The organism is Candidatus Nitrosocosmicus sp. T, assembly GCF_054408485.1.
In genome coordinates this window covers 1,273,872-1,295,527 of the sequence record NZ_CP166992.1, presented here as the reverse complement: position 1 = coordinate 1,295,527, position 21,656 = coordinate 1,273,872, and the positions used below count along the sequence as shown (strand labels likewise).

21 protein-coding genes and 1 pseudogene are annotated in these 21,656 nt (G+C 32.5%); 11 read left to right on the top strand and 11 right to left on the bottom strand.

Annotated features, from left to right (window positions below; genetic code table 11):
- The first annotated feature begins 201 nt into the window (after positions 1-201).
- Positions 202-465: a hypothetical protein gene (locus AB0A59_RS06775; protein WP_458747317.1), complete on the top strand. Its 264-nt coding sequence runs from the start codon at positions 202-204 to the stop codon at positions 463-465.
- A 41-nt stretch (positions 466-506) separates the two neighbouring features.
- On the opposite strand, the gene AB0A59_RS06770 is transcribed toward AB0A59_RS06775, so the two are convergent.
- The 4 genes from AB0A59_RS06770 to AB0A59_RS06755 form a co-directional block, all read right to left on the bottom strand.
- Positions 507-1,283, bottom strand: a complete 777-nt coding sequence (locus tag AB0A59_RS06770) for a CPBP family intramembrane glutamic endopeptidase (RefSeq protein ID WP_458747316.1) — start codon at positions 1,281-1,283, stop codon at positions 507-509.
- Between the two features lie 286 nt (positions 1,284-1,569).
- Entirely contained in the window at positions 1,570-2,364 is a 795-nt protein-coding gene (locus AB0A59_RS06765) for a cupredoxin domain-containing protein (RefSeq protein ID WP_458747315.1), read from the bottom strand.
- 636 nt (positions 2,365-3,000) lie between these two features.
- Complete coding sequence (locus AB0A59_RS06760) at positions 3,001-4,197, bottom strand: hypothetical protein (protein ID WP_458747314.1); 1,197 nt, start codon at positions 4,195-4,197, stop codon at positions 3,001-3,003.
- Positions 4,198-4,558: 361 nt separating this feature from the next.
- Complete coding sequence (locus AB0A59_RS06755; protein WP_458747313.1) at positions 4,559-5,047, bottom strand: hypothetical protein; 489 nt, start codon at positions 5,045-5,047, stop codon at positions 4,559-4,561.
- A gap of 233 nt (positions 5,048-5,280) precedes the next feature.
- Here AB0A59_RS06755 and AB0A59_RS06750 point away from each other — a divergent pair, with 233 nt between their 5' ends.
- Positions 5,281-5,577, top strand: coding sequence for a hypothetical protein (locus AB0A59_RS06750; RefSeq protein WP_458747312.1), 297 nt, complete (start codon positions 5,281-5,283; stop codon positions 5,575-5,577).
- A gap of 360 nt (positions 5,578-5,937) precedes the next feature.
- Here the strand turns inward: AB0A59_RS06750 and AB0A59_RS06745 are convergent, their stop codons facing one another.
- Positions 5,938-6,999, bottom strand: coding sequence for a tetratricopeptide repeat protein (locus AB0A59_RS06745; RefSeq protein WP_458747311.1), 1,062 nt, complete (start codon positions 6,997-6,999; stop codon positions 5,938-5,940).
- Positions 7,000-7,469: 470 nt separating this feature from the next.
- Between AB0A59_RS06745 and AB0A59_RS06740 the strand changes: the two genes are divergently transcribed.
- The 3 genes from AB0A59_RS06740 (at position 7,470) to AB0A59_RS06730 (ending at position 9,008) form a co-directional block, all read left to right on the top strand.
- A complete protein-coding gene (locus AB0A59_RS06740) occupies positions 7,470-8,156 on the top strand; it encodes a YsnF/AvaK domain-containing protein (protein WP_458747310.1) in 687 nt (228 codons plus the stop codon).
- 43 nt (positions 8,157-8,199) lie between these two features.
- Complete coding sequence (locus AB0A59_RS06735) at positions 8,200-8,322, top strand: hypothetical protein (protein WP_458747309.1); 123 nt, start codon at positions 8,200-8,202, stop codon at positions 8,320-8,322.
- A gap of 431 nt (positions 8,323-8,753) precedes the next feature.
- Entirely contained in the window at positions 8,754-9,008 is a 255-nt protein-coding gene (locus AB0A59_RS06730; RefSeq protein WP_458747308.1) for a hypothetical protein, read from the top strand.
- 11 nt (positions 9,009-9,019) lie between these two features.
- Here the strand turns inward: AB0A59_RS06730 and AB0A59_RS06725 are convergent, their stop codons facing one another.
- Positions 9,020-9,460, bottom strand: coding sequence for a universal stress protein (locus AB0A59_RS06725; protein WP_458747307.1), 441 nt, complete (start codon positions 9,458-9,460; stop codon positions 9,020-9,022).
- Between the two features lie 843 nt (positions 9,461-10,303).
- On the opposite strand from AB0A59_RS06725, the gene AB0A59_RS06720 reads away from it, so the two are divergent.
- The 6 genes from AB0A59_RS06720 (at position 10,304) to AB0A59_RS06695 (ending at position 16,476) form a co-directional block, all read left to right on the top strand.
- Positions 10,304-10,672, top strand: coding sequence for a putative quinol monooxygenase (locus AB0A59_RS06720; RefSeq protein WP_458747306.1), 369 nt, complete (start codon positions 10,304-10,306; stop codon positions 10,670-10,672).
- Between the two features lie 16 nt (positions 10,673-10,688).
- Positions 10,689-10,820, top strand: coding sequence for a hypothetical protein (locus AB0A59_RS06715; RefSeq protein ID WP_458747305.1), 132 nt, complete (start codon positions 10,689-10,691; stop codon positions 10,818-10,820).
- Positions 10,821-11,167: 347 nt separating this feature from the next.
- A complete protein-coding gene (locus tag AB0A59_RS06710) occupies positions 11,168-11,575 on the top strand; it encodes a universal stress protein (protein WP_458747304.1) in 408 nt (135 codons plus the stop codon).
- A 428-nt stretch (positions 11,576-12,003) separates the two neighbouring features.
- Positions 12,004-12,186 (top strand): hypothetical protein, encoded by a 183-nt coding sequence (locus AB0A59_RS06705; protein ID WP_458747303.1) that lies wholly within the window; start codon positions 12,004-12,006, stop codon positions 12,184-12,186.
- Between the two features lie 2,155 nt (positions 12,187-14,341).
- Positions 14,342-14,908 carry a universal stress protein gene (locus tag AB0A59_RS06700; RefSeq protein WP_458747302.1) on the top strand — a complete coding sequence of 189 codons (567 nt, stop codon included), beginning with the start codon at positions 14,342-14,344 and terminating at the stop codon, positions 14,906-14,908.
- Positions 14,909-15,840: 932 nt separating this feature from the next.
- Positions 15,841-16,476, top strand: coding sequence for a MarC family protein (locus AB0A59_RS06695; protein WP_458747301.1), 636 nt, complete (start codon positions 15,841-15,843; stop codon positions 16,474-16,476).
- Positions 16,477-16,713: 237 nt separating this feature from the next.
- Here the strand turns inward: AB0A59_RS06695 and AB0A59_RS06690 are convergent.
- The 5 genes and pseudogenes from AB0A59_RS06690 to AB0A59_RS06670 all read right to left on the bottom strand — a co-directional run bounded on the left by AB0A59_RS06690 (position 16,714) and on the right by AB0A59_RS06670 (position 20,437).
- Positions 16,714-17,606 (bottom strand): annotated as a pseudogene (locus AB0A59_RS06690) (DUF5996 family protein).
- A gap of 11 nt (positions 17,607-17,617) precedes the next feature.
- The gene (locus tag AB0A59_RS06685) at positions 17,618-17,821 is read right to left on the bottom strand and encodes a hypothetical protein (protein WP_458747300.1); all 204 of its coding nucleotides are present in this window, start codon (positions 17,819-17,821) and stop codon (positions 17,618-17,620) included.
- 289 nt (positions 17,822-18,110) lie between these two features.
- Positions 18,111-18,881, bottom strand: a complete 771-nt coding sequence (locus AB0A59_RS06680) for an MFS transporter (protein WP_458747299.1) — start codon at positions 18,879-18,881, stop codon at positions 18,111-18,113.
- Positions 18,793-19,416 carry an MFS transporter gene (locus AB0A59_RS06675; RefSeq protein WP_458747298.1) on the bottom strand — a complete coding sequence of 208 codons (624 nt, stop codon included), beginning with the start codon at positions 19,414-19,416 and terminating at the stop codon, positions 18,793-18,795. Before AB0A59_RS06675 ends, AB0A59_RS06680 begins: the two co-directional genes overlap by 89 nt.
- A 310-nt stretch (positions 19,417-19,726) precedes the next feature.
- Complete coding sequence (locus AB0A59_RS06670; RefSeq protein ID WP_458747297.1) at positions 19,727-20,437, bottom strand: glycosyltransferase family 2 protein; 711 nt, start codon at positions 20,435-20,437, stop codon at positions 19,727-19,729.
- Positions 20,438-21,656: the final 1,219 nt, after the last annotated feature.

Genomic DNA, 21,656 nt, shown 5'->3' with positions numbered 1-21,656 from the left:
AATTTAGTAAGTCGGTATAGCAATTTCCCGAAATATCTAGAGGTATAAACTCATTAGACCATATGTCTTTATTAGATAGCATTTATTTCCAATATTCCTTGCATTGCAAACTCAACACCCTGTTTTCACACTCAAAAACCCGTGATCCAGTAATATGAAAACCTTATTAATTTTTGAAAATACAAGTGAGTGAAAGTAAAGATGTCCAATTCAATCTCTGACGGCATGGGCTGGAGGGTCACCGCATCTATCATCGCTTTTTTCGCTTCTATAATAATCATTATTATCTGGTTATATTTCTATGCAGAAAATTACACTATTTATCAGAACGTTGCCATAGTTGTTGTTATCTTATTAGGATTTATCGCTATAATGGCGGCCACTTGGGCCTCTTGGGGGATGAAGCAGAGTAGAGAAGGAAAATGGCGTAGTAGTAATAACAATAAGAAAGGCGACTTTGAATAGGAAGAGGAAACTTCTCTTTTTTTTGTCTACCTATCCATTTTCTATCCAAAAATGCTTCTGATTTTTTTGCGGAGTATGAATCTATCCATAATTATCAATACCAAAACTGAGGCCACTGCAAGCATTATAACAGGAAACTGTAGTTCTAACATGCGTTCTATTTCAACAGAAGCCATTACCCCAAATAAAGCCTGGAAATTATGGAAAACTATAGTAGCATAAATATTGCGTCCAACGAAATAAACGATGCTTGTCAGTAGTCCAGGTAACATTAATATCATAACCATATGGACCTGATTGAAAGGCTCACTATGAGCAAAGTGATAAACACCAAAGAGCACTGTTGATATGATGATGCCTACTATAACTGAAAGTTTTTTTCCAAACTTGTTCTTTGAAAATGATTCCATGCTAGCGCCTATGACCGCCCAGCATACTACTACCTCTGCTATTGATGTAGGTAATGTTTGAGAAAACACATTTGAAATTACAATAGTATTTAATGATGTAGGACCTTGAATAACAAATAACAGAAACCCTATCGTTCCTGCAACTGTTACTAGCACAACCGTATGTTTTACCGATCTAAATCCTATCTGACTCAACGACAATTGACCTGACGCTATAATAGATGGTTTGATAGCCAATATTGCTATCACAGTTCCTATGATCATGTTCACAATAACAGAGTATTCAAATCGACCAAGTGGATCATCTCTATGTAGTAGGTTTATTCGACCTTCAAAAAAGTAGGTGGCAAATGTCCACACCAAATAAACAGTAATTGCAATTATAATTAGTAAAACATGTTTTTTCAACCAACTTTTTATTAACACACTTGCTTAAAAGAAAAAATTAAAGTCAATAAAGAAATCCCAAAGAAAGAGATAGTCCTGCAAGAAAAACTCAAAATTACATCCGGGAAGCCTTTTTCAGACAATCCTGGATATAAACATCAAAGCCTAAATGATGCATCTATTATTAAGGTACAAAGAATATAAAATACTATGGTCTGATAAGTTCCTGCCAAATAAGAACTAGCAGCATAGTCTAATTTGTGAGTACTAGTGAATAATTTTCATCAAAGAAAAAATTGTGGTAGTCTTAACTATATGGCAAGTCTAAAGAAATCTCACTTAATGCTGAGATTGTTTCGGTTAAATCCTTGCCTGAAGTAGACCATATGATCAAGGTTTGTATATCTCCAGTACCTTTTTGTCCACCCCTCAAATCTTCAAAATCATGTGTACTTTCTACTGTAATTCCTGCATTTGTAATCTCTGAAAGGTAAGTATCTATATCCTGTGTAGGAGCCATGAATACACCCACAGTATCGAAATTACCCAAACTTGGAGTGGTTGTTGAGGAACTGTTATCGACAATCGTAATTGTTCCTTCCATAGTTACACCTGGGTCACCTTCTGCCTCATAGTTGTAAGTTCCAGGATTGGTAAAAGTGTGTGAAGCGGACATTTGACTATCTTGAATTTCTCCTGTGTTAAATAATGAAGTTCCATCTGTGTTTAGAACGTTAATAGTTCGTTCATGACCTACATCGCCATTAAACCACGATACAGTGGTTCCTGTGTTTATGACTGCGTTCTCTGGGACAAAGTGCTGATCTAGAAATCGTGCTTCATTGTCCTCGCCTTCAGCATGGTGACCTTCATTTGGAACTAGTATAACAAGATGCTTCACGTTACTTCCCAAGGTCATAGTTTTCGTATTAAATAGATCTTCTGCAACAAAGGTTGATTGATTATTATTAACAGTAGTGCTATTATTGTTGGTATCTATTTGGGCGGATGCAATTGAACTCCCACTTACGGACTGTAAAAAAAGTAGCGCAGAGAAAAGAAATAATCCTGTAATAAAGATTGAGTTTCTTGTAGAAACCATGAGTCACTTTGGTTTTGGAGTTATAATAACTAACGCAATGCAAGAATTTTAATTTACCCAAAAAACAGATAAATAAAATTACAGTTTTTAGATTTTGTATCATAAAATTCATAAAGTTAGAAAGTCCATTATAAATTATTGAAAGATACCGACATATGCTAATAAATCAGTTACAAATATCTAGAACTTTTGGATTGGATGGTATTTAAATACTATCATGATGTCCGCTAATGAACAGGGCTATGGGTAAAATATGGAATCAGTGATCGGTCACTAACATTATAAACACAATGGACCTGCTAAACTTTTTTATCATTCACTTGGAGTTTGAACAGAGGATCAAAACTTTTACAGTATTTTCTGAGGAAAATAATCATTCAACTAGTGAAATCATGTGAGTAATCCACAAAATGAATCTGCATCAATAGGACTATGATATTATTTTAATCGGCCAAGTCTGAATATCAAGCACATTCACTGGAAATATATGAGGCATTTTCACTATGTTACAATGATATTCAACGACACTCTAGTTTTATACCACTCACACAAGTTACTAAAATACTCTAGTCGTATACATTTCATGAAAAGAATTATTTATTGTCGCTTCTGTTACCTTCCTCTTACTCCTTCGTCTTAATTGTTTTCTGTTTCCTCATCTTCGTTGCTCTCTTCGATATCATCATTACTATCATCAGTGCTAATACCGGAAGAATCAGAGTCAGAGTTGGAGGCCGGTCCTTGGTCCTTTTCTAAAGAATCTTCGTCCTCTGCTTCGCTTTCCTCTTCTCTTTCTGCTTCTTCACATTCAGAAGAACTACCACCAGAAGAGCCTGACTCTTCACTACAATTTTCATCATCAAACCATGGATTGCCCTCATCATCTGTTTTCCTTTCTCCGCGTTGATTGTCTCCATCATTTTCATCATCGTCTTTGTCATCATCGTCATCTGATCGGGAATCGTCGTTATCATCATTATTATTGTTAATTGAGAATGGGGATTGATTATTTACAGAGAAAGTATTGGTCGTAGCGTCTCCCCCACCAGTAGCGAATCCCCCAGTTGAAGCAAATGATGTCTTTGTATTAAAGGGAACACTCATCGAACTTTGATTAGACTCTACATTTAGAGAATAAAATGCACCTTGTGACTTGGTCTTGTTGTCTGTAATTGTGATATCAAATGGTGCTATTTGGTTATGAGCAAGATTTCCAACATTTAGGCCAAAGGTCTGAGTTCCAATAACTCCTAAACTAGAATTGTCATAAAACGTTGAAACAAGGTTTATGAACTGTTCTGGACTTTGACCTTGATTAATAATACTACCTGTGATATGAGGATTTCCAGCATTATCTAAAAATGAACTGCTTCCATTTAGTACAAGATTAGCAGGTTTTTCTTCTGTAGCAGGATGAGAAGTGGTAATGAATTCCATAAAGTTAAACTTTCCCAAGATTTGTTGAGGGTCCTGTATCACTATATCAAATGGAGATAACTCACCTGTTCTTAAAGTGTCGATAGAGGAAAAAGAAGAGTGGTTTCCAACTACAGTATTGTTATTTGTATCAGAAAGTATGGCTGTAATTACAATGTTGTTTTGTGGTTGAGTTGAAGTATTATTTACCTCGCCTATTATATGGAAATTACCAAAATCATCTGTATATGCGGAAGTACTAATAATTTGGATAGGATTAGAATTTGCTATTTGCGCCGATACTAAATGACCAAGTTGTAAAATATTCAATTCGGGAAAAGTAAGGACAGAACAAATAATTGAAATCATGATTAGAGAAAGCACCATCAAGTTTCGTCTATTTTTTGATAATGACATTTTGATTATATTTTAGATAATGGAAATATAAATAAAATAATTTCTAAAAATATTTAACTAAAATAATTCTACTTGAAAATGTTAGAAAAATTTTTCCTGGGGGTGTTCTAGGATATTATGAACTAGGCGTTTTACAATCAATATGTGAGCATCTTTTTAATAATGCACATACAAAAGACGAATATCCTGAAACAAACGATGGAAAAAAATTAGACAATTCAAGACTGAACCAGGACAATGCAGTATATAATACAATTATGGCCTGTATATGAGTAACAAATGTTTTTTGTATACCAAAATTTAATAACTAAAACATTTCCGACTGAAGATATATAGATAGATGTAAGGTGCCCTCTCCCTATCAGAAGGGACGTGGTTGGAATAATTGAGACCAAAAATCGCCTGGGCTTGTGTGTGGTACATCCACTTCAAAAGCAGCAGCACCAAACGCTGTTGAATTTCTTTTGATCTGAACAATAATGGTATTTAAAGCATCATCTGGGAATATGTAGATCACAGAAAAGATTCCATCAGAAACGGGTTGTTGTGCAAATTTAAAGAGTCTACCATCTGAATCCACTATAGTTACGTTTGCGGTCAAATTATTATAAGGTATTCCTGAAATCAACTCTCTTATTTCAAATTGAAGTTCTGTTGGTTGATCAACAGTAGGAACCTTTGGAGTGAGACTCATTGTTACATTTAGGTTATCTCGTTCACTTATCCATGAATTGGGAGTTGTATCTTGATCGTTTAGGGTTTGAGAAAAAACATCACTTAACAATACGTAACTAAAACTTGTCAAAAAAAGTACCGGAAAAACCATCATCAACTTTAGATACAATTTCATTATATTTATAACAGAGAACAACGATATCAATATTTTGATACTTGGATAATTAATGAAAATCGATTATCTTTGTAATTTTACTACTTTATTAGGATTCAAAATAAATAAAAGGTGAGAATATATTAATTTCTACTCCCTATATTGTCACTTTTTATCTTGTCAACATACTTGGTTGATAGATAATTCTACTAGATTAAAAATACTTAATATTTTGGTAATCATATTGAGCAATTATGAAAACAAAACTCAAAGAATTCATTGACAAATCACCAGATACCTATTTTACCTTTGAAAGTGCTCACTATAATCTGTATCTAAATTCAGGTAGAGAATATCTTTCGTTATATGGTCAAAATGCTTCTAGGCCTGATGTGATGATATCAAAAGATAATCAAATTGATGATTTAGAGATAAAACACGAACCCAATAAGAAACTAGTTATTGTATATAGAAAAGGTATTGAATTCATAAATTTTGAGTATTTAAGTCGTTTTACTTTTAACTTGGAATTATCCAAAAATTATAGATAAGAAATTATCTATAGTAAAAACCATTCCTAACGATTTATGTTTTCAAATGGAATGGTTATCGCCATCACACATGGAATATTTTTAGATATCTAAAATCGTTGTCCTGCTACATAACATTCTTTGATTGTAGAGAAGATTTATAATTTATAATAAATTCAAAGTTTGGACTCGTATTATATCTCTTACTAAACCCACCGGGCCCGCTTTATATGAAACAGCGATGTCTTAAGTTATATGAATTTCATCTATTTTCACAATATGAAGAAATTAAATAACAAGTACAACTATAGGTTATAGTATACGGAATAGAAAAGGAGCTTTATTCATATCTTATCTTTGTGAACCCTTACGGATTACAATTTATTGAGATTGATTCTCAAGGTATTCCTTGACTTCTGCATGGTTACTCAATTCATTTAGGATGAGTCTTTTGCCATACAATGCATCTATATTTTCTGGATCATTCTTAAGGGCTTGTTCAAAGTATTCTATGACTTCTGAATGGTTACCAGAAACACCTAGCGCAAATCCTTTTACAATCAAGGCGTTGGTATTAACAGGATCTATATCTAGTGCCTTATCAGCATATAATATGGCACCTGTAAAGTTTCGGAGTTTATACAAATAGTCAGCCTTGCCTGTTAATGCGAAGGTATTGTTATGGTTTATAGAAAGAGCCTTATCTATGAGTGCAAGTGCCTGAGTTCGATTACCCAGATGATCTGCAGCCAAAGCTTTACCGTAAAAGGCGTTGGCATTATTAGGATTTATTGAAGTAGCAAGATCAAAGTATTCTATGGCTTCTGTATGGTTACCAGAAATATCCAAAGCAAAACCCAGATTATTTAATGTCAGGGTATTATCTGGATCAACTTCTAGTGATTTTTTAAAATACTCTATTGCATCTTGATAGTTTCCTAGTCCATAGTAAGACACACCCTTATCAAACAATGAACGGTCACTCGTGCTAAAATTTAATTTTAACACCTTTACGAAATTTTTCATGGCTTCTGTATGATTACCTGTATTATACAAAATTACACCTTTACTAGTTAGAGCATCCATATTATTAGGATCAATAGCCAAGATTTTATCATAGACATCAACAGCATCTGTATGGTTACCAAAATTATCAGTGGTCAAACCTTTACCATGTAATGCCTCTGTATTATTAGGCTCTATAACTAAAACCTTGTCAAAATATGCTAAGGCTTCAGTATAGTTTCCAATGTTGTTTAGATATTCTCCTTGATTGATTAAATCAGTGCTATTGATAGTGACGGATTCCTTCTGTCCAGACACAATAGAGGATAAAAATAAACCGTGAATGCTATTTGTTAAAAATATTAAACTAACCGTCAGAAATACTGTCCATATTATATTTACTCTAAACGAACGTAAGGTTGGAGGCAATTTGTTCATTGGAATTTAATATATGATAATATATAAGACATTTTCAATCATACGAACCTAATGTGCATAAATTATAAAAGAGAATTTGTAAATAGTACTTTTAGGTTCTTAAACGTCTCATTCTAATTTAGAGTAAGATTACTAATAAGATTTGATTTTTCAACAAAAAATCTATATCATACTAGATCATCATTTACTAAGCTATGTAGAGTTTGAGCATATAAATCACAATAATAATAAAATATCAAATATTGAAAAAGGTGTAACAAGTAATAATGGCAAATCGTATTTATTAATCATCCTCTAGTTGGTAATTTGATTTTATTAAATAAATTCTTCTTTTAGACTAATACAATCTTGATGAATAAGAGGATGATAAGCATGTATATCAAGTTTTATATAAAATTTGTGTCTATAATATTACCATTTATAGTACTATTTGCATCTATCTATTTATAGCATGTTATACTGAATGTTTTATGAGTTCTGATATTGATTGGAATGACACTATAAAGAAAGAGGCAAGAGGATTAAATGATGCTGATTTTGGTGAGGTTCAAGAAGTAACAGATGGATTTGTCATAACTCAAAGAGGATTAATTGATGTAGTAGCATTCGGTATACCTAAAGAAAAGGCAGAAAGTTACGATGGAAGCGTACTGCGATTTAATGTTTCTGAAGATGAAGCCTTCAGTAAATATCCAGGAGAAGACACAGATGAAACGCTTTCACAAGAAGAAGATTCGACCATAGATAAGATGGAAGATCCATTGCAATCCACCCATGATATAGAAACTGAGGAATCAACTACAGTACCTCTAATAGGAGAAAGAGTAGATGTTTCAAAACGAATTGAGGAAACCACTGCCACCATAACCAAAGAGCCAATAACTGAAACAAAAACAATAGAGGTACCAGTAACGCATGAAGAAATATCAATTGAAAGAAGGAAAGCTACAGGGGAACAAGCATCTACCGAACAAAATCCAGTTACATCTAATGAAGAGATAGAGATACCTGTCAAGAGAGAAGAAATTGAAGTCACTAAAATACCATATGTTAAAGAGGAAGTAGTGGTAAAAAAGAAACCTGTAACTGAAACAAAAGAAATTACCGAAGAAATAACTGCTGAGAAGGTCAGTGAATCGGATAGCAGTAAGGCGTAAAGAGTAAAAACAATTTAGTTATTTTGATAAATTTTCATATTGGTTGAATAGAAATAGAGAGAGAGAAATATTAAAGAATATCAAATGGAAAATAGCTCTTGACTTTATAGCCACAGGTGAAGTCAAAATGACATTAAACCAGCTATTGAAACAAGGAAGAAAATGAGTATATTAGCAGATAGTATTACTAATTTTAGTATTAACAACAATTCCATTTCGTAAAGTTGGAGCAATAAAACAGAACACATTACGAATACATTTGATTAATATTTGTCAAGATAAGGGCCAATAATAGTAACTGACAAAATCAAATTATAGTCTAAATTTATTAGATGACTTCAATGAAAAAATTATTTTGCTAATTATATGGAATTTTAATGAAATTATCTAAATATTTGAATCATCAAAAGTAGAAGAATTTTTATTTATTGGCAATGTAATATCCATAATATCAATTTGACAAATTAAAGTATATTCATCCCTGTTACTAGTTTGTCTACTAAATTATAGTCGGTTCAATTCTTTATTGTAGATAAACCAGTTTGGTATTTGTTTATATTTTTATACTTTTAAAAACTATAGAAGATTGATGTATAAATGGATAATTTTTTTATGAATATCAAATATTTTCTAGGTTTCACTTTTATTTTGATTACTCTCTACTCTTGTTATTTTATTTCTGTCAATGCATCTTATGGTACAATGATGTTCCCAGATACAAATTCAACTACTTCATCATTAGAGAATAATACTAACTCTCTTAATTCTACAACAGAATTGACTGACATGTTTGTCTCAGGCCAAGAGAAATCAAAAATAGAAAATAATACAGATTTCAATAATCTTTCATAATTAAATTTTTCCTACCTAACAAGTAAAACAGAGCATTTCGCATTAGAAACTACTCCTTGTGCGACACTACCTACTACTATTCTTTCTAACCTTGACTTTCCTGTACTGCCTATAACAATCAAATCAATGTTCTCTATCTCTGCAATTTTAATAATCTCCTCAACAATAGATGTATCTGTTTGCTTTATCTTGATTTTGAAATTAATATCATGTTCTTTTGCCTCATTGATAATATCCTTTAGCCAATTGTTCATCTGTTCAATGTTATACTTGTACAATTCATCCCAAGCATACTGTGGAGCACGGCTAATGGAATCAGGTATAACGGAAACATAAATTGCAGTGATTTCTGATGTATATTTTTTTGCCAAGTCAAAGGCCTTCCTAGCGGCTTTTATCGAGATTTTTGAACCGTCTATACACACCAGTATACTAGAAATTTCTTCCGTCATCTGTGAAAGTTTTAGTATTCAAAGTAATAAATTCATGCCTATAACAAGTAAAAAAAGAACAGTCTTTTGATATATATGAGCTCAAATCATAAGAGACTAAACCAAAGATATTTTGCTATATGATCATTAATTTTGATTCTTAAACTCTATATTACTATAAAAAATTAATTGCTTACCTGCTCACGGTCTCAGCATCTGTAAAAGGAACGAGAAATTCAGGAATATTTGTTTCCTTCTGCATTCTATTAACAGTATTATTTAAAGTATAAAGAGAAATGAAAAATTAGACTCGTAATATATCTATTACTAAATTTACTAGGCCCGTAGTAATTTTACTACCTTATTAGGACTCAGTAAATAAAGAGTAAGAAAAAACATTTCATCAGTTAAGCTTTCGGAACCAATAGTTGGATACTCTTGGTTGGCCAAGGCTGGTTCTATTATGTTAGTCTCTAGTAATACATCGATAGACGAGAATAATAATAATAACATAGGCATTGGAAATTCTTGTAAACAAACAAAGTATGTAATACAAAAAATTTAAAGACACTAAAACGGCAAACGTAAGTTTGTCTGACATTGTTAGAACAAGAATTATTACAACTAAAATAAATGTATAGGGATCTATTGGTAAAGCACACGCTGAACTCTAAGGATATAAAATCCACTACCACATGGGTAGCTGTAAAACGTCTCATTCAACGGGGATTGACTCTAGAATTAGAGGCGGATATTATGTTTTTTTGACATGGTTAAAATGATTGTGATTCCTAAACCTTAATCTTCTATTTAATGAAGATGAGATACAAAAATCCTTAAAGGATAAACAGGGTAATAAATCAGATGCATGATTCTGAAAATATACGCTTTAGAGCAGAATATATCGTTAGCCAAGAAAAACTACAAGAATATAAGAAATTGATACAGGAATTATGCAAAGTTGTAGAAGCTAAGGAGCCACATACCCTTGAATATCAGTTTTATTTTAATGACGACGAAACCAAGTGTGTGGTACATGAGACGTATACAAATTCTGAAGCTGCTCTTGCCCATAATGATGGAATTGCATCAAAAACAATACTTCCAAAGATCTTGGAGATTTCCCAAATAAATAGATTTGAGGTTTACGGAAATCCTTGCGAGAAATTACAAAAAGTGTTATCAAGGTTTAATACGCAGAAATTTAGTATATTTACGGGATTTAGCCGTTGATATCCAAGGGGGTCACATGTCTCGTACGGATCATCCTCAATCTAGATATATAAGAATAAAACCTACAAAGAAATGGAGCTGGGGAATTGATGAACCCGTTTTTGTTGAAGATAAATTTAATGTAAAGAAATCGAGTATTAGTAGTTGAAAATATTACGCCGGGGCAACTATATTTAGAATTAATATAAGATAAAAGAATCTACCTCAAAGGACTGATATCGTCTTGAAGCACACCGGGCCCGCTTTATCTTTACTATCATATTATAACAGGATTAAGCTAGATTGAAATGATATTAATCAATCAAAGAACTACCATTAACTTAATTCCACAAATAAGGAGTTTGAAATATCCATATTCAAATACCTGGACTGCTTCACAATATATACAACGTTTAAGATTTTATAATAAAAGACTGCTCGATCATGATATACAAACTTAAATGTAGGAGACTTATCTGAGATTTTTTTTATAACGGATTGTATATATTGTTAGAGATGAATTTTAGAAGAATACTTGTAGGAATTTCTACAATCAATGAATCAAAGAAGATAGTAGACCATGCTATAGCTATCGCAAAGAATTGTAAATCGGAATTTCATGTAATTACAGTATTTGATATTCCAGATATTTATGATTCAAAGTTAAATTCTGATAAATTGAGTCATCATCAAATAAAGGAACGATTAGAAGAAATGGAGCATAGATTGTTAGATATAAAGAAGGAAGCTGAAAGAGAAGGCTTATCTGTAGTAACAGAGTTAATCGATGAAAATACGCGTCCTGAGAAATCACTATTAACATATTGTAAGAACAAGGATATTGATTTGATTATAGTAGGGAAAGGAAAAGGAATGGTAGCAGACTTCAAGGAATGGATCTTAGGTATACTGCACTTGAAATAGCAAAATATTCAAGTTGTAGTGTTATGATAATAAAATGATGTGACCTGATAGGTGAGATTCCAATCCTGTTAATTTAGTTACCTGTTTCAAATTCAAATATATTAAATTTCTCTATTGCTTATAACAAAGTTTATTATTTTAAAAGGTTGATACTATGATCCGATATTATTCGAAAGTAAGTGTATATTATTAATTATTTGAGAGATTTATTGTAGGGACATATTTCTATGACATTTTCAGGGCGTGAGTAATCATAGTTAAAGAAATTGTAAACCCAGTAGAGAACTAATAAAGTTATCAATCTGCTACTATTGACGCCATCAACATTAGGATTTAGGTTTCCAAGCTCATGCTTTTGTCCATACTGCTAGTGAAACAATGAGTTTGCTAGTCTACAGTTTTCATGAAACTAGAAGCTTATCATATGGTTGCGGCCTTCGTTAGCATCCTTCACTTCTGTTCTGTTTGATTTGGCTGAGGCGGATTTCGTTTCTCAAGATTCAGGTTTAATTATACAGAAGAAAATCTTATTTATTTTTGATCTTGACTATCATTGCTTGTCATGGTTAGAAAAAAGAGACCAAGTCAAAGATGGTAAGCGGGTAAAATAAGACGTATTCTTTTGGTATAATCTTTAATAGTACAAAAGCAATAACGAGGAATACATATGAATATGATCATGGGTTAAATTATGATAAACTCTTCTTAGTGCTTATCTGAATTGACCTAGGAAAGCGTGCAATACACCAGAATCCTTAACAGCAACACATATACCATAACCACTACAAAGTCAGATGTTAAAAAACGAAGCGGCACAATAAATAAAAACATATGCAGAAACATAATAAAGCAAAGAATATAAAAAATGCTCATTGTCTTCTTCTCTTCCCCCTCTGGTGCGAGTGTTCAAGCTCTATAGGAGATATAATAGGCTAAATATAATCAGTCCTATATTCCGTTAGAGATAAGGAATAATGGGAAGAGGTATATTAATCCCCCAATCATAAGACAAAAGAAGAAGTAATTTTTGATACTCATGTTTTTATTACCATACAATATTCAGTAAAAAGGCTACGGATTCATAATTCAACCCTGAATAAGATCTTATGATGTATTTGAATAGTAGTTGTTATCTCCCTTTTAAGATCACCCTTGACTATTTCAACTAGTATTACTATCTCAATTAATCTCTACTAACACCAAAACAATAGCTATCTTCCTTAAATAGCGTACTATACTATTAATTTAGATCGACAAGAATGGATTTAGCTAAGTGGTTAACCAATATCTTTAAAAAATTAAAAAGAGGTAAAAAGGATGATACACCATCAACTTTCTACGATTCAAATAGAGCTGTAAATGGGTAAGGTAATAGTAACAGTTAGTTAGTTTAATTAAATGTCATGAGCTTTCTAAAATATTATTAAAACAAATAAGGAAAATTAAGATAGAAGTTAAAGTGAGTAGATAATGACTACTTTAATACTATTACTTAGATTAGCAACATTTGATCGGTAATTCTGCAATAGAGTGGACCAACACTATCTAGGATGCCCTTAGGAGATATTATTGTAATACTATAGGCGGCGTTTAGATAAATGCACCACAAATTATAATTAAATGGTAATAGTGATATATTTTGTACACCGTACCTACACGTGTACAATTCAGGACGATCCAATGGAGGAATGTGGAATGGATAAACCTGCAATTCCAAGTCGATTGCTTCATCGATCCATTTCGCATTCCTGAAATTAAGTAATTTTGTTTTATGTATAAGATGGGAAGTATGTATGAAGTCAAGCTAAATTCAATTGCCGTCCATCCGCCCAACTATGAGATCAATGATGTCAATATAGGAACATTTTATTCATATGATATGGAGAGCAAATATGAAATCCCTGATTTATTATGATTACCATAGAAAATCGACAACTACTATCTAATGTAGACTGTATTTTATAATAAATGTATGAATGAGGGCTGGTAAACAGAGAAAGCCGCTAAAGTGGTAAATGAAATCGACCTGTGGGATATTCCTGGAATAGTGGATTTGAAGCCTTCTTAATATGGCAAAAGAGGAAAATATATCTCTTGAAGTATATGGATATGTCCATTGTAAAAATAGTGAACTTTGAAAATTTGTTCGGTAGACTGGTAGATTGCGACAGTGCGATGAAACATGACATAATCCTTAAATTCAATCTGCCCTATCAGATTTAGAATCGCATTTTGTATACCGGCATCAACACGGGTCCCCACAGATAGATATACCCAGAAATAAACAACATGTAGTCATAACAAGCATAAACAACCTTTCTTAAATTTAATAGCAAAAAGGCATGATCTGGTTGATTCTAAGTCGAGTAAAGTAATAAATAATTCAATAGGAAGTTTGGAAAAATTCCTTATAGACTTTGATTCCAGTCATATTGGATCTTGTATAAGTTCTCGAGCACATGAACAATTGTGGTCCAAGATAGATGATTGGTTAAAAAGCAGGTAGAGTACAAATAAGATTGCTTGCTTGGTTTAGATTCTTTATAGAATTAGACATATTAAAATGTGAAGTATAACTTATCAAAAATAAGTAGAACAGGAATCAACTAAACGTGTTTTTATCTATAGTAACATAAGAAAAAGAATCCTTATTTACCAATTGACTTTTCTTCAAATTCTAATTGAAGCTGACTGTTTTAATATATTTTAATATATAAAAAAACAATTTTAGATATTGTTAAATAATTCACTTTAATAATAACATATATGTTTCCAGATCCGACGGTGCTTCCAGATCCGACAGAGTCTATTTCTGAATTTGTTCTTCCATCCTTTAGAAAAATCCTTGTAACTCATGACGGAAAAGATAAATCTAACAAGGCAATTAATTATGCTATTTATTTATCAAAATTGACAGGTGCAGAGATAACAATTTTACAGATAATTAATGATGCAGTACAATTAGAAGAAACTTCAATAAATATCTCTAATGATCAACCGTCATCGTCATCGTCATCGTCATCTTCAACAATACCAAACTCTACCTCCTCTGCAGCAGATAAACAAAATTATGTAGAAAATATTCAAGGCGACTTAATAGATTCAATGAAAGAGAAAATAAAGAATATTGAGCGAGCTGGTTGTAAAAATAAGGTATTATATAAATTTAAGACAGGCAGCATAGTAGATGAAATAGTAAATGAAGTTAATGAAATAAATTATGACTTGGTTATATTAACATCATCTCATTTGAATTCTTGGATAGAATCACTATTTAGTAATACGAGAAAGATAATTAGTAAAGTGCATACAAGTGTTTTGATTCCTCAATGAATGCTCATATGAATGCAACTTGAAAAGAATACATGTTATCATTAATTTTATCAATATAATTTCTAAATCAAAAATAATTTACCATTTTTTATTTCGTAATGTATATAAAAATAGGTTCATAATATCTGATTTTTTGATTCATGTAAGAAACTAATTTCATATTCATTTTGATTTGCCATATTTATCATATTGTTTACTTAAATGGGATTGACTCTAAATAATATTAACAAATTCAAAGATATTGTTCTTTTTTGTATATCTTCGTACCCTTATAAGAAACATAAAAATAAGGATAATCTTTATCAAACTTTTGTGCGAGAGTTTATGGAATTACATATTTTTGTCTTATCACAAGACTCTTTTTGGCAACATTGTAATCTGTAGAAACTTCTTGAACTTACAGGATCATATTCATCTAATCCTCATACCTCTTTGATAACGTCAATCGAGTTTATGTCAAAGTTGTCATTGGACCTGTAAGGATTTGTATAATAAATTACCAATACCTCCATCATTTTCATAAAGAATTATCAATAAACTTTAAACTATTAAACAATATACTTGTTATCTTCTTTGTCGAACCCATCTATAATTTCTGTCCCTCTTATGGTAATAGAATATCATCAAATCCTTCATCTTGAATTGTCAGACTGGAAATGTTAATTGTAGAAACTCCTATAACCAGACCACCAGTCAATCCATCTTGACCTTCAAGCCAAAATAGCCTGGTTGGTTTAGGTGAAGATTTTGTTAGATCTAATAATAACAGCCTAATAATCTCTGAACTATGTAATTATTTTCTAAGTGTTAGAATCCCACAATCTCAGGAAACTTAATTTTCCAGCGGAGTAATATCTTATTTTAGTTGTACCAAGCATGATCATGATTTTTTATGCCGGCGAATCTTAATAACAAATAGAATTCCAATATAGATGATGATATTTGATATAGGTTCTATTACATCACATAATTTATTTTCATTTTTGAATATTTTTGGAGATGATCTTTTAAGGGCCACCATATCCCTTTTTGCAGTAATCAACCCGATTGGAACTATACCTTTATTTGCAAGTATGACTCAAAAGATGCAAAAAGTCGAACGAGATAGGATATTAAAAACAACAGTTATTACAGCAAGTGTATTACTAATGATCTTTGCAGTTGCAGGGACGCAAATTTTATCAATCTTTGGGATTACAATATCTAGCTTTATGATTGCAGGAGGGATATTGCTTTTTGTAGTCTCAATAGAATTGTTAACCCATGGTGGATGGAGATTTGGTGGAACTGTTTCCGACGAATCAGGCGTAGTTCCACTAGCATTTCCTTTATTGGCGGGCCCAGGCGCCATTACTACTGTGATATTATCTTTTCAGACGTCTGGATTGATAGTAACAATATTATCAATTGCAATTGTTATGGGAATAACTTTTGTTGTGTTCTTTCTAACCGGAAATATATATAGTATTCTAGGTAGACGTGGTTCACTGATCATTACTAGGATATTTGCAGTTCTGATTGCAGCAATTGCAGTTCAATACGTAGTAGATGGTTTAAAAACGATGTAACCTCAATTGTTAAGAGTTATGGGAAAAATAATTTACTAGAATGAGAATGAGTCTGTGTTTGGATATTTCATAACTAGGAAGTGTTTACAGGTGGCAATTCTTTAATATCAATAACAGGAATGGTATGTCTCTGGCTATAAGCCATATTTAAGATCAACTTTTTCATGCACATGAACAAATAAACGTAGCATTAATCAGGATTCTAAACCCTACAATTCGGATAAGCAAGAGAAACTCTTATTGTCTTTCCAGCATGTTACGTTCCCACTTTGCTTCTCTGGCTGCAGCTTCATAAGTACTCTGAAGAAAGGCAAGCAACGCTTGATCTGGTGACTTGCTTGTGCGAACAGTCTCATATGGCAAAATAAATTCTCCCATGTTTTTTTCATAGTAAGCGCCTTCAGGCTCTACGTGGGCATCCTTGAATCCTTGAGGTTCAGGATATGAGTATGAATAGTACATTGGTCCTTCAAACAGTCCTCCTCCTGGCCACAGTCCACAACTACTAACTTCGTGTGAATATGCTTCTACCATTACATGCCGAGGACAATTAGGAACGCCAGGGTGAGCGGGAGCCGTTCGTCCTGAAAAACGTGTTACAGCCAAATCAAAAGCTCCCCAAAAAAAATGAACAGGGCTTACCTTGCCCAAAAACCTTGATCGAAATTCTGTGAATAATCGAGAGGACTGTGTAAGTATTCTCCAAAACTTATTGGCTGTTTCGCCGTCGTATGTTGAATGGATATAATCTTTTTCAAAAGGAATTCCATTTTCTACTTCAACTGGTGTACTCCAGATACTCAATGATATTCCCATTGATTGAAGAGTTGACATTATATCTCTATAATAATCTGCAATGGAGTGTGACTCTAATGGGATTTTCTTAATATATCCAAAGGCTTGCTCAATACTTAAGAAATGTTTGTTAAAATCAAAATCGATCTAAAAGGAATATCATTGTAGTACATCACCGATGTGGTTAACCCGGTTGGGGTAACATATAGAGTAGAATTCCACCAATGATTTTCCATTGGGGTTGTTGCAAGTCGAATCTTGCCGACGATCTGTGTCAACATATGTAACGTTTCATAAGTTTCCTTCCAACTAGCAACTGGAAGTGTCGGCCACATCTCATCATTCTTCAATTTGAATCATTCTCCAAACTGTTGTTTGATGTGTTAAAATACTCGAAGTGTATAATTGGTGTTAGCAAACCAGATGTTCCTGTGAAATCTAAATGATTTAAGGAAGTGGGTAATAGTCCATGTTTATGACTTTCACTGGCTATAGCAAAGGTCTGCCCAGAGCAAAAGATACCCGACAGTTGTTTGGCATAATTTTTCATATCTTCATATATCATAGGTTCTAATTAAATAAAATAGTGCGCCTACGAATAGCGTGCATTAGAATTCATTTCCCCTGCGCACTTTTATTTTCATTTATTAGTAGAGCGTTAATCAAGTCCATTGGACTGATAAAACAATTTTAAATGGAGAATACTGAGTCGGAAATTAGATCCATATAGTCATTCTTTACGCCTAAAATTATGCTATAAAAACATCGTAATTGGTGTGATAATATGAATTTAATATTTAATGTGTGTTTGAATCATTAGAAATCCATTTATTATGATTCTAATTAACTTTGAATGTTCTTTGAATCTTCAAAATTTTAAATGACAACACAAAGACGACAAAAATAATTGATGCAGCAACCAAAAAAGTAGGGGTACCTATAGTATTATACAGGAATCCACCTATGATCAATCCAATAATACTTGCCAAACTCCCTATGCTACTGGCAACTCCTTGCACCGCACCCTGTTGAACATTTCCGGCAAATTTTGAAAGAATAGACATGAATGACGGCCACATCAATCCATTGCCAACTGCAAAAAGAATCGTAGCAAAATAAATTAATATCATGCTGTTCGAAAAAAATAGTATAAAATTTACGCCTAAAACAAAGCTTCCGATAATTATCAGATTACCTTCTGAAAATATTTGAGATGCCTTTTTTAGAATTGGACCTTGTACCAGTATCATTAGTCCACTTAAGATAGCATAGAAAATACCCATTTCTGTAATGGTCCATTTTAGGCTTGATACTGCGTGAATCGGAAACGATGTATAAAAAATATTAAACCCTAGAAAAATGAAAAAGTTCAATACCATAAATAATGGTATATATTTTAATTTGAAAATGTCTTTGAACCTGAGCTTTTCAGGATTTGGAGGATTAAAGCAATCTTTACATTCATATGAATACGCCCTCTGAATGCTATTTTTTTGAATTGGTGGGATTTCTTTTGAGAGCTTATTTGATTCTTTTAATAATATCCAGATTGCAGTAAGTGCGATAAACGAAACAAAAATAGCAACAAGGTACTGGTAAAATATTCCCATAAATGGTTCCTCCTAGAATACCTGCCAGAGCGGGACCAACTATGAATCCCAGGTTAGAAGAAATAGCCATCTTTCCAAAATTCTTGCTTCTAGTCGTGTCGTCCGACAAGTCTGCAACATAGGCATTGGCAACAGAAATATTTCCACCAGTTATTCCGTCTATAGCACGGGCCGCAAATAACACTACCAAGGGCAAGGAAAGTGTAAAAGCTCCAATAAGAGCATTATCTATATCAATTAGTTCAAATTTCGGCATATACAAGGCAAATAGAAATATGATCCAACCAATTAAAGTACCAGCAGTACTAATTAAGAGAACTTTCTTTCGACCAAAAGTGTCAGACCATCGCCCCAATATGGGTGCCCCAATCAACTGAAATGCTGGATATATGGATGAGAGTATTCCATAAATTACAGAATTACCTCCAAAATCAACCACAAGAAATACTAAGAAAGGCAATACGATACTAAATCCTAATGTTCCTACGAAGTTGGAAAAGAGCAATGGAAATAGGGGGATCGGCTTTGTCTCCAAATATGATATCCAATATCATGAGGATGAATTTAACTATAAAAGGATGTGAGCTACCACCGCGAATTAGGTTTAGATGAATTTATGATTATATCTTATATCTTAACAAACCAAATTATTTTGGGTTTAAGTTAAAAAAAATCACGAGTCTTCTACTATAAACAATTAATTTTAGGTAGATTCAATGCATGAGTTAAAAAATCCGGAAAAGCCCCCCATCTTAGTAAGACAAATCCTTGTTCCCTCGTGCCGGTGGACACATAAGATTACATATCTAGAAACAAATCATTTGCGAAAGAAAAGATTAGTTTATTTATTTATATCTTAGAGTTTCATATCCCACTATTCTTTTTCGTTCGATCCTTTCTGAATTGAACAGATAAGTCTGATATTTTAAGCTTTTACTAATATAACTTGAACTTCTAAGGCGGTCATCATTATATAGTGTAATGCCGTCGATTTCAGCAGTGTATTTTGCCGTGGTAAAATTCCTATTCCTGTTGTTAATATCTATTAAATTACTATGTATTGAAGAATATCGAAGATATCCGGGTTTGTAGAGCAACCTTTCGTTATATCTTTCTATAATTCTGTTCTGTTTTTCATATTGCTCATCAAACATCTTTATTCCATAGACTTCTGGAATGGATTCGTTACAGGATTCAGACAGTTCCTTCGCAGCCTTTATGAAATGTAAATTTCTCTTAAGTGTCTTTTTGTCAATTACTGCATACTCATCTGAATCTATTACAATCAAAAAATCAATTCCTAGTTGAGCAGCAATCTCTAGATACTTGTTCCTTTTTTCAATTTCAGTTATATTGGGATAACAATAATATCTCGTGTTAGGAAACGACTCTACAATCTCTCTGGAGCCATCAATGCTGACGTCATAGTCCTCTTCAAATTCCTTAAATTTCCCATCTATAGTTATAACTAGATCAACATCGGATGCAATTGAGTGTAGGCATCTCTTCAAGCCTTTAGCGTCATCAAAAAACACTATCCCCGCACCAATTCTCATGCCATTATCTCATATAGAAGGGGTAATATTGATAACTATTAGCATAGATTTGGGTCACAAATTCAATTGACTAATTTATAATCGTCACTTTATATAGACCGTAATTTGTCAAAATTACAGAGAATTAGCGAGAATAGAGGTAGATGGTCTCAGCTTATTGTTCTCAGAATCTCTGATCTATTTTGATTTAAAGAGGTGGACTGCTTTTACACTTAAATTAATGATCAACAGAAAAATCATCCATGCAATGATAGAAGCTATCATTGAAGACTGATATGGTTCGATGAAACCAAGTATTAGCAATTGATAATGTAAAACTACTTTTGAAACTGAATAAATCGCCTCGGAAATCGCAAACGCTGTAATTAGCTTCTTAATATCTGACTTAATCCTATCATAATTTTTTTTGCCAGTTTCCGGATAGTAATATCTTGATTTATTATCTAGATAGAACAAATATGAAAAAATAGGAATGTAAATACAATATTCGAAAAGTAGGGTAACGATTGAGTTTGATAGACTGTCTGAACTTAATTCTGAATAAAATTGAGTAAATATTGCCCCCGCAAAGAATGCAAAAATTCCTGAAATTATGATGTTTTTATTGAACAGGATATAATCTTTGTATTTAGCATATAATTTACCAAGTCTCAATCCGGTTACCCTATTAATTTAGGGACCAGAACATCGTTGAAATTAATAAATCTACTGATAAGATCATGCCTTTTATCATCATCTATCTTTGAGAATTTGTATTCGTTGTCTAAAATAGAAGGTAAAAGTTATGTAGATAGAACATGGGGATTAATTAGTTAATCTCGATAGTATTGTGCTTGGCAAAAAAAAATATTCTTACATTAGACAGTCTTAATTCATTATAACCGGCCTAGATTTACTCGTGCCAATGACAAATCCAAATGTTTCTTTCTAAATAAGACAATTACATATTTTTCTTGAATTACTACTATTGGTCCATCTGTCCGTCATATCCATCAAAATATCCCAATTTATAATCTGCGTATTTCGAATGGTGACTGGTAGTCGACCAACAAATCTAAGATTTCATTCAGAGGATCACATTTTGGATGAAATTCGATCCAAACAGTATAAAATTATTGAAAGAACCTAGTCTGGTTTCTAAGAAGTGATCGCCTACCTGTATTAGTAATCAGTCTTTTAGTTTACATATCTAAATACTAATTTCCAGTAAAATTGTGTG

Bases quoted from the DNA above. Each gene is read 5' to 3' on its own strand.
- AB0A59_RS06720 (WP_458747306.1), top strand. From the start codon at position 10,304: ATGCATGATTCTGAAAATATACGCTTTAGAGCAGAATATATCGTTAGC.
- AB0A59_RS06750 (WP_458747312.1), top strand. From the start codon at position 5,281: ATGAAAACAAAACTCAAAGAATTCATTGACAAATCACCAGATACCTAT.
- AB0A59_RS06710 (WP_458747304.1), top strand. From the start codon at position 11,168: ATGAATTTTAGAAGAATACTTGTAGGAATTTCTACAATCAATGAATCA.
- AB0A59_RS06760 (WP_458747314.1), bottom strand. From the start codon at position 4,197: ATGTCATTATCAAAAAATAGACGAAACTTGATGGTGCTTTCTCTAATC.
- AB0A59_RS06740 (WP_458747310.1), top strand. From the start codon at position 7,470: ATGAGTTCTGATATTGATTGGAATGACACTATAAAGAAAGAGGCAAGA.
- AB0A59_RS06765 (WP_458747315.1), bottom strand. From the start codon at position 2,364: ATGGTTTCTACAAGAAACTCAATCTTTATTACAGGATTATTTCTTTTC.
- AB0A59_RS06715 (WP_458747305.1), top strand. From the start codon at position 10,689: ATGTCTCGTACGGATCATCCTCAATCTAGATATATAAGAATAAAACCT.
- AB0A59_RS06685 (WP_458747300.1), bottom strand. From the start codon at position 17,821: ATGAAAAATTATGCCAAACAACTGTCGGGTATCTTTTGCTCTGGGCAG.
- AB0A59_RS06670 (WP_458747297.1), bottom strand. From the start codon at position 20,437: ATGAGAATTGGTGCGGGGATAGTGTTTTTTGATGACGCTAAAGGCTTG.
- AB0A59_RS06730 (WP_458747308.1), top strand. From the start codon at position 8,754: ATGGATAATTTTTTTATGAATATCAAATATTTTCTAGGTTTCACTTTT.
- AB0A59_RS06745 (WP_458747311.1), bottom strand. From the start codon at position 6,999: ATGAACAAATTGCCTCCAACCTTACGTTCGTTTAGAGTAAATATAATA.
- AB0A59_RS06700 (WP_458747302.1), top strand. From the start codon at position 14,342: ATGTTTCCAGATCCGACGGTGCTTCCAGATCCGACAGAGTCTATTTCT.
- AB0A59_RS06725 (WP_458747307.1), bottom strand. From the start codon at position 9,460: ATGACGGAAGAAATTTCTAGTATACTGGTGTGTATAGACGGTTCAAAA.
- AB0A59_RS06680 (WP_458747299.1), bottom strand. From the start codon at position 18,881: ATGGGAATATTTTACCAGTACCTTGTTGCTATTTTTGTTTCGTTTATC.
- AB0A59_RS06775 (WP_458747317.1), top strand. From the start codon at position 202: ATGTCCAATTCAATCTCTGACGGCATGGGCTGGAGGGTCACCGCATCT.
- AB0A59_RS06695 (WP_458747301.1), top strand. From the start codon at position 15,841: ATGATGATATTTGATATAGGTTCTATTACATCACATAATTTATTTTCA.
- AB0A59_RS06755 (WP_458747313.1), bottom strand. From the start codon at position 5,047: ATGAAATTGTATCTAAAGTTGATGATGGTTTTTCCGGTACTTTTTTTG.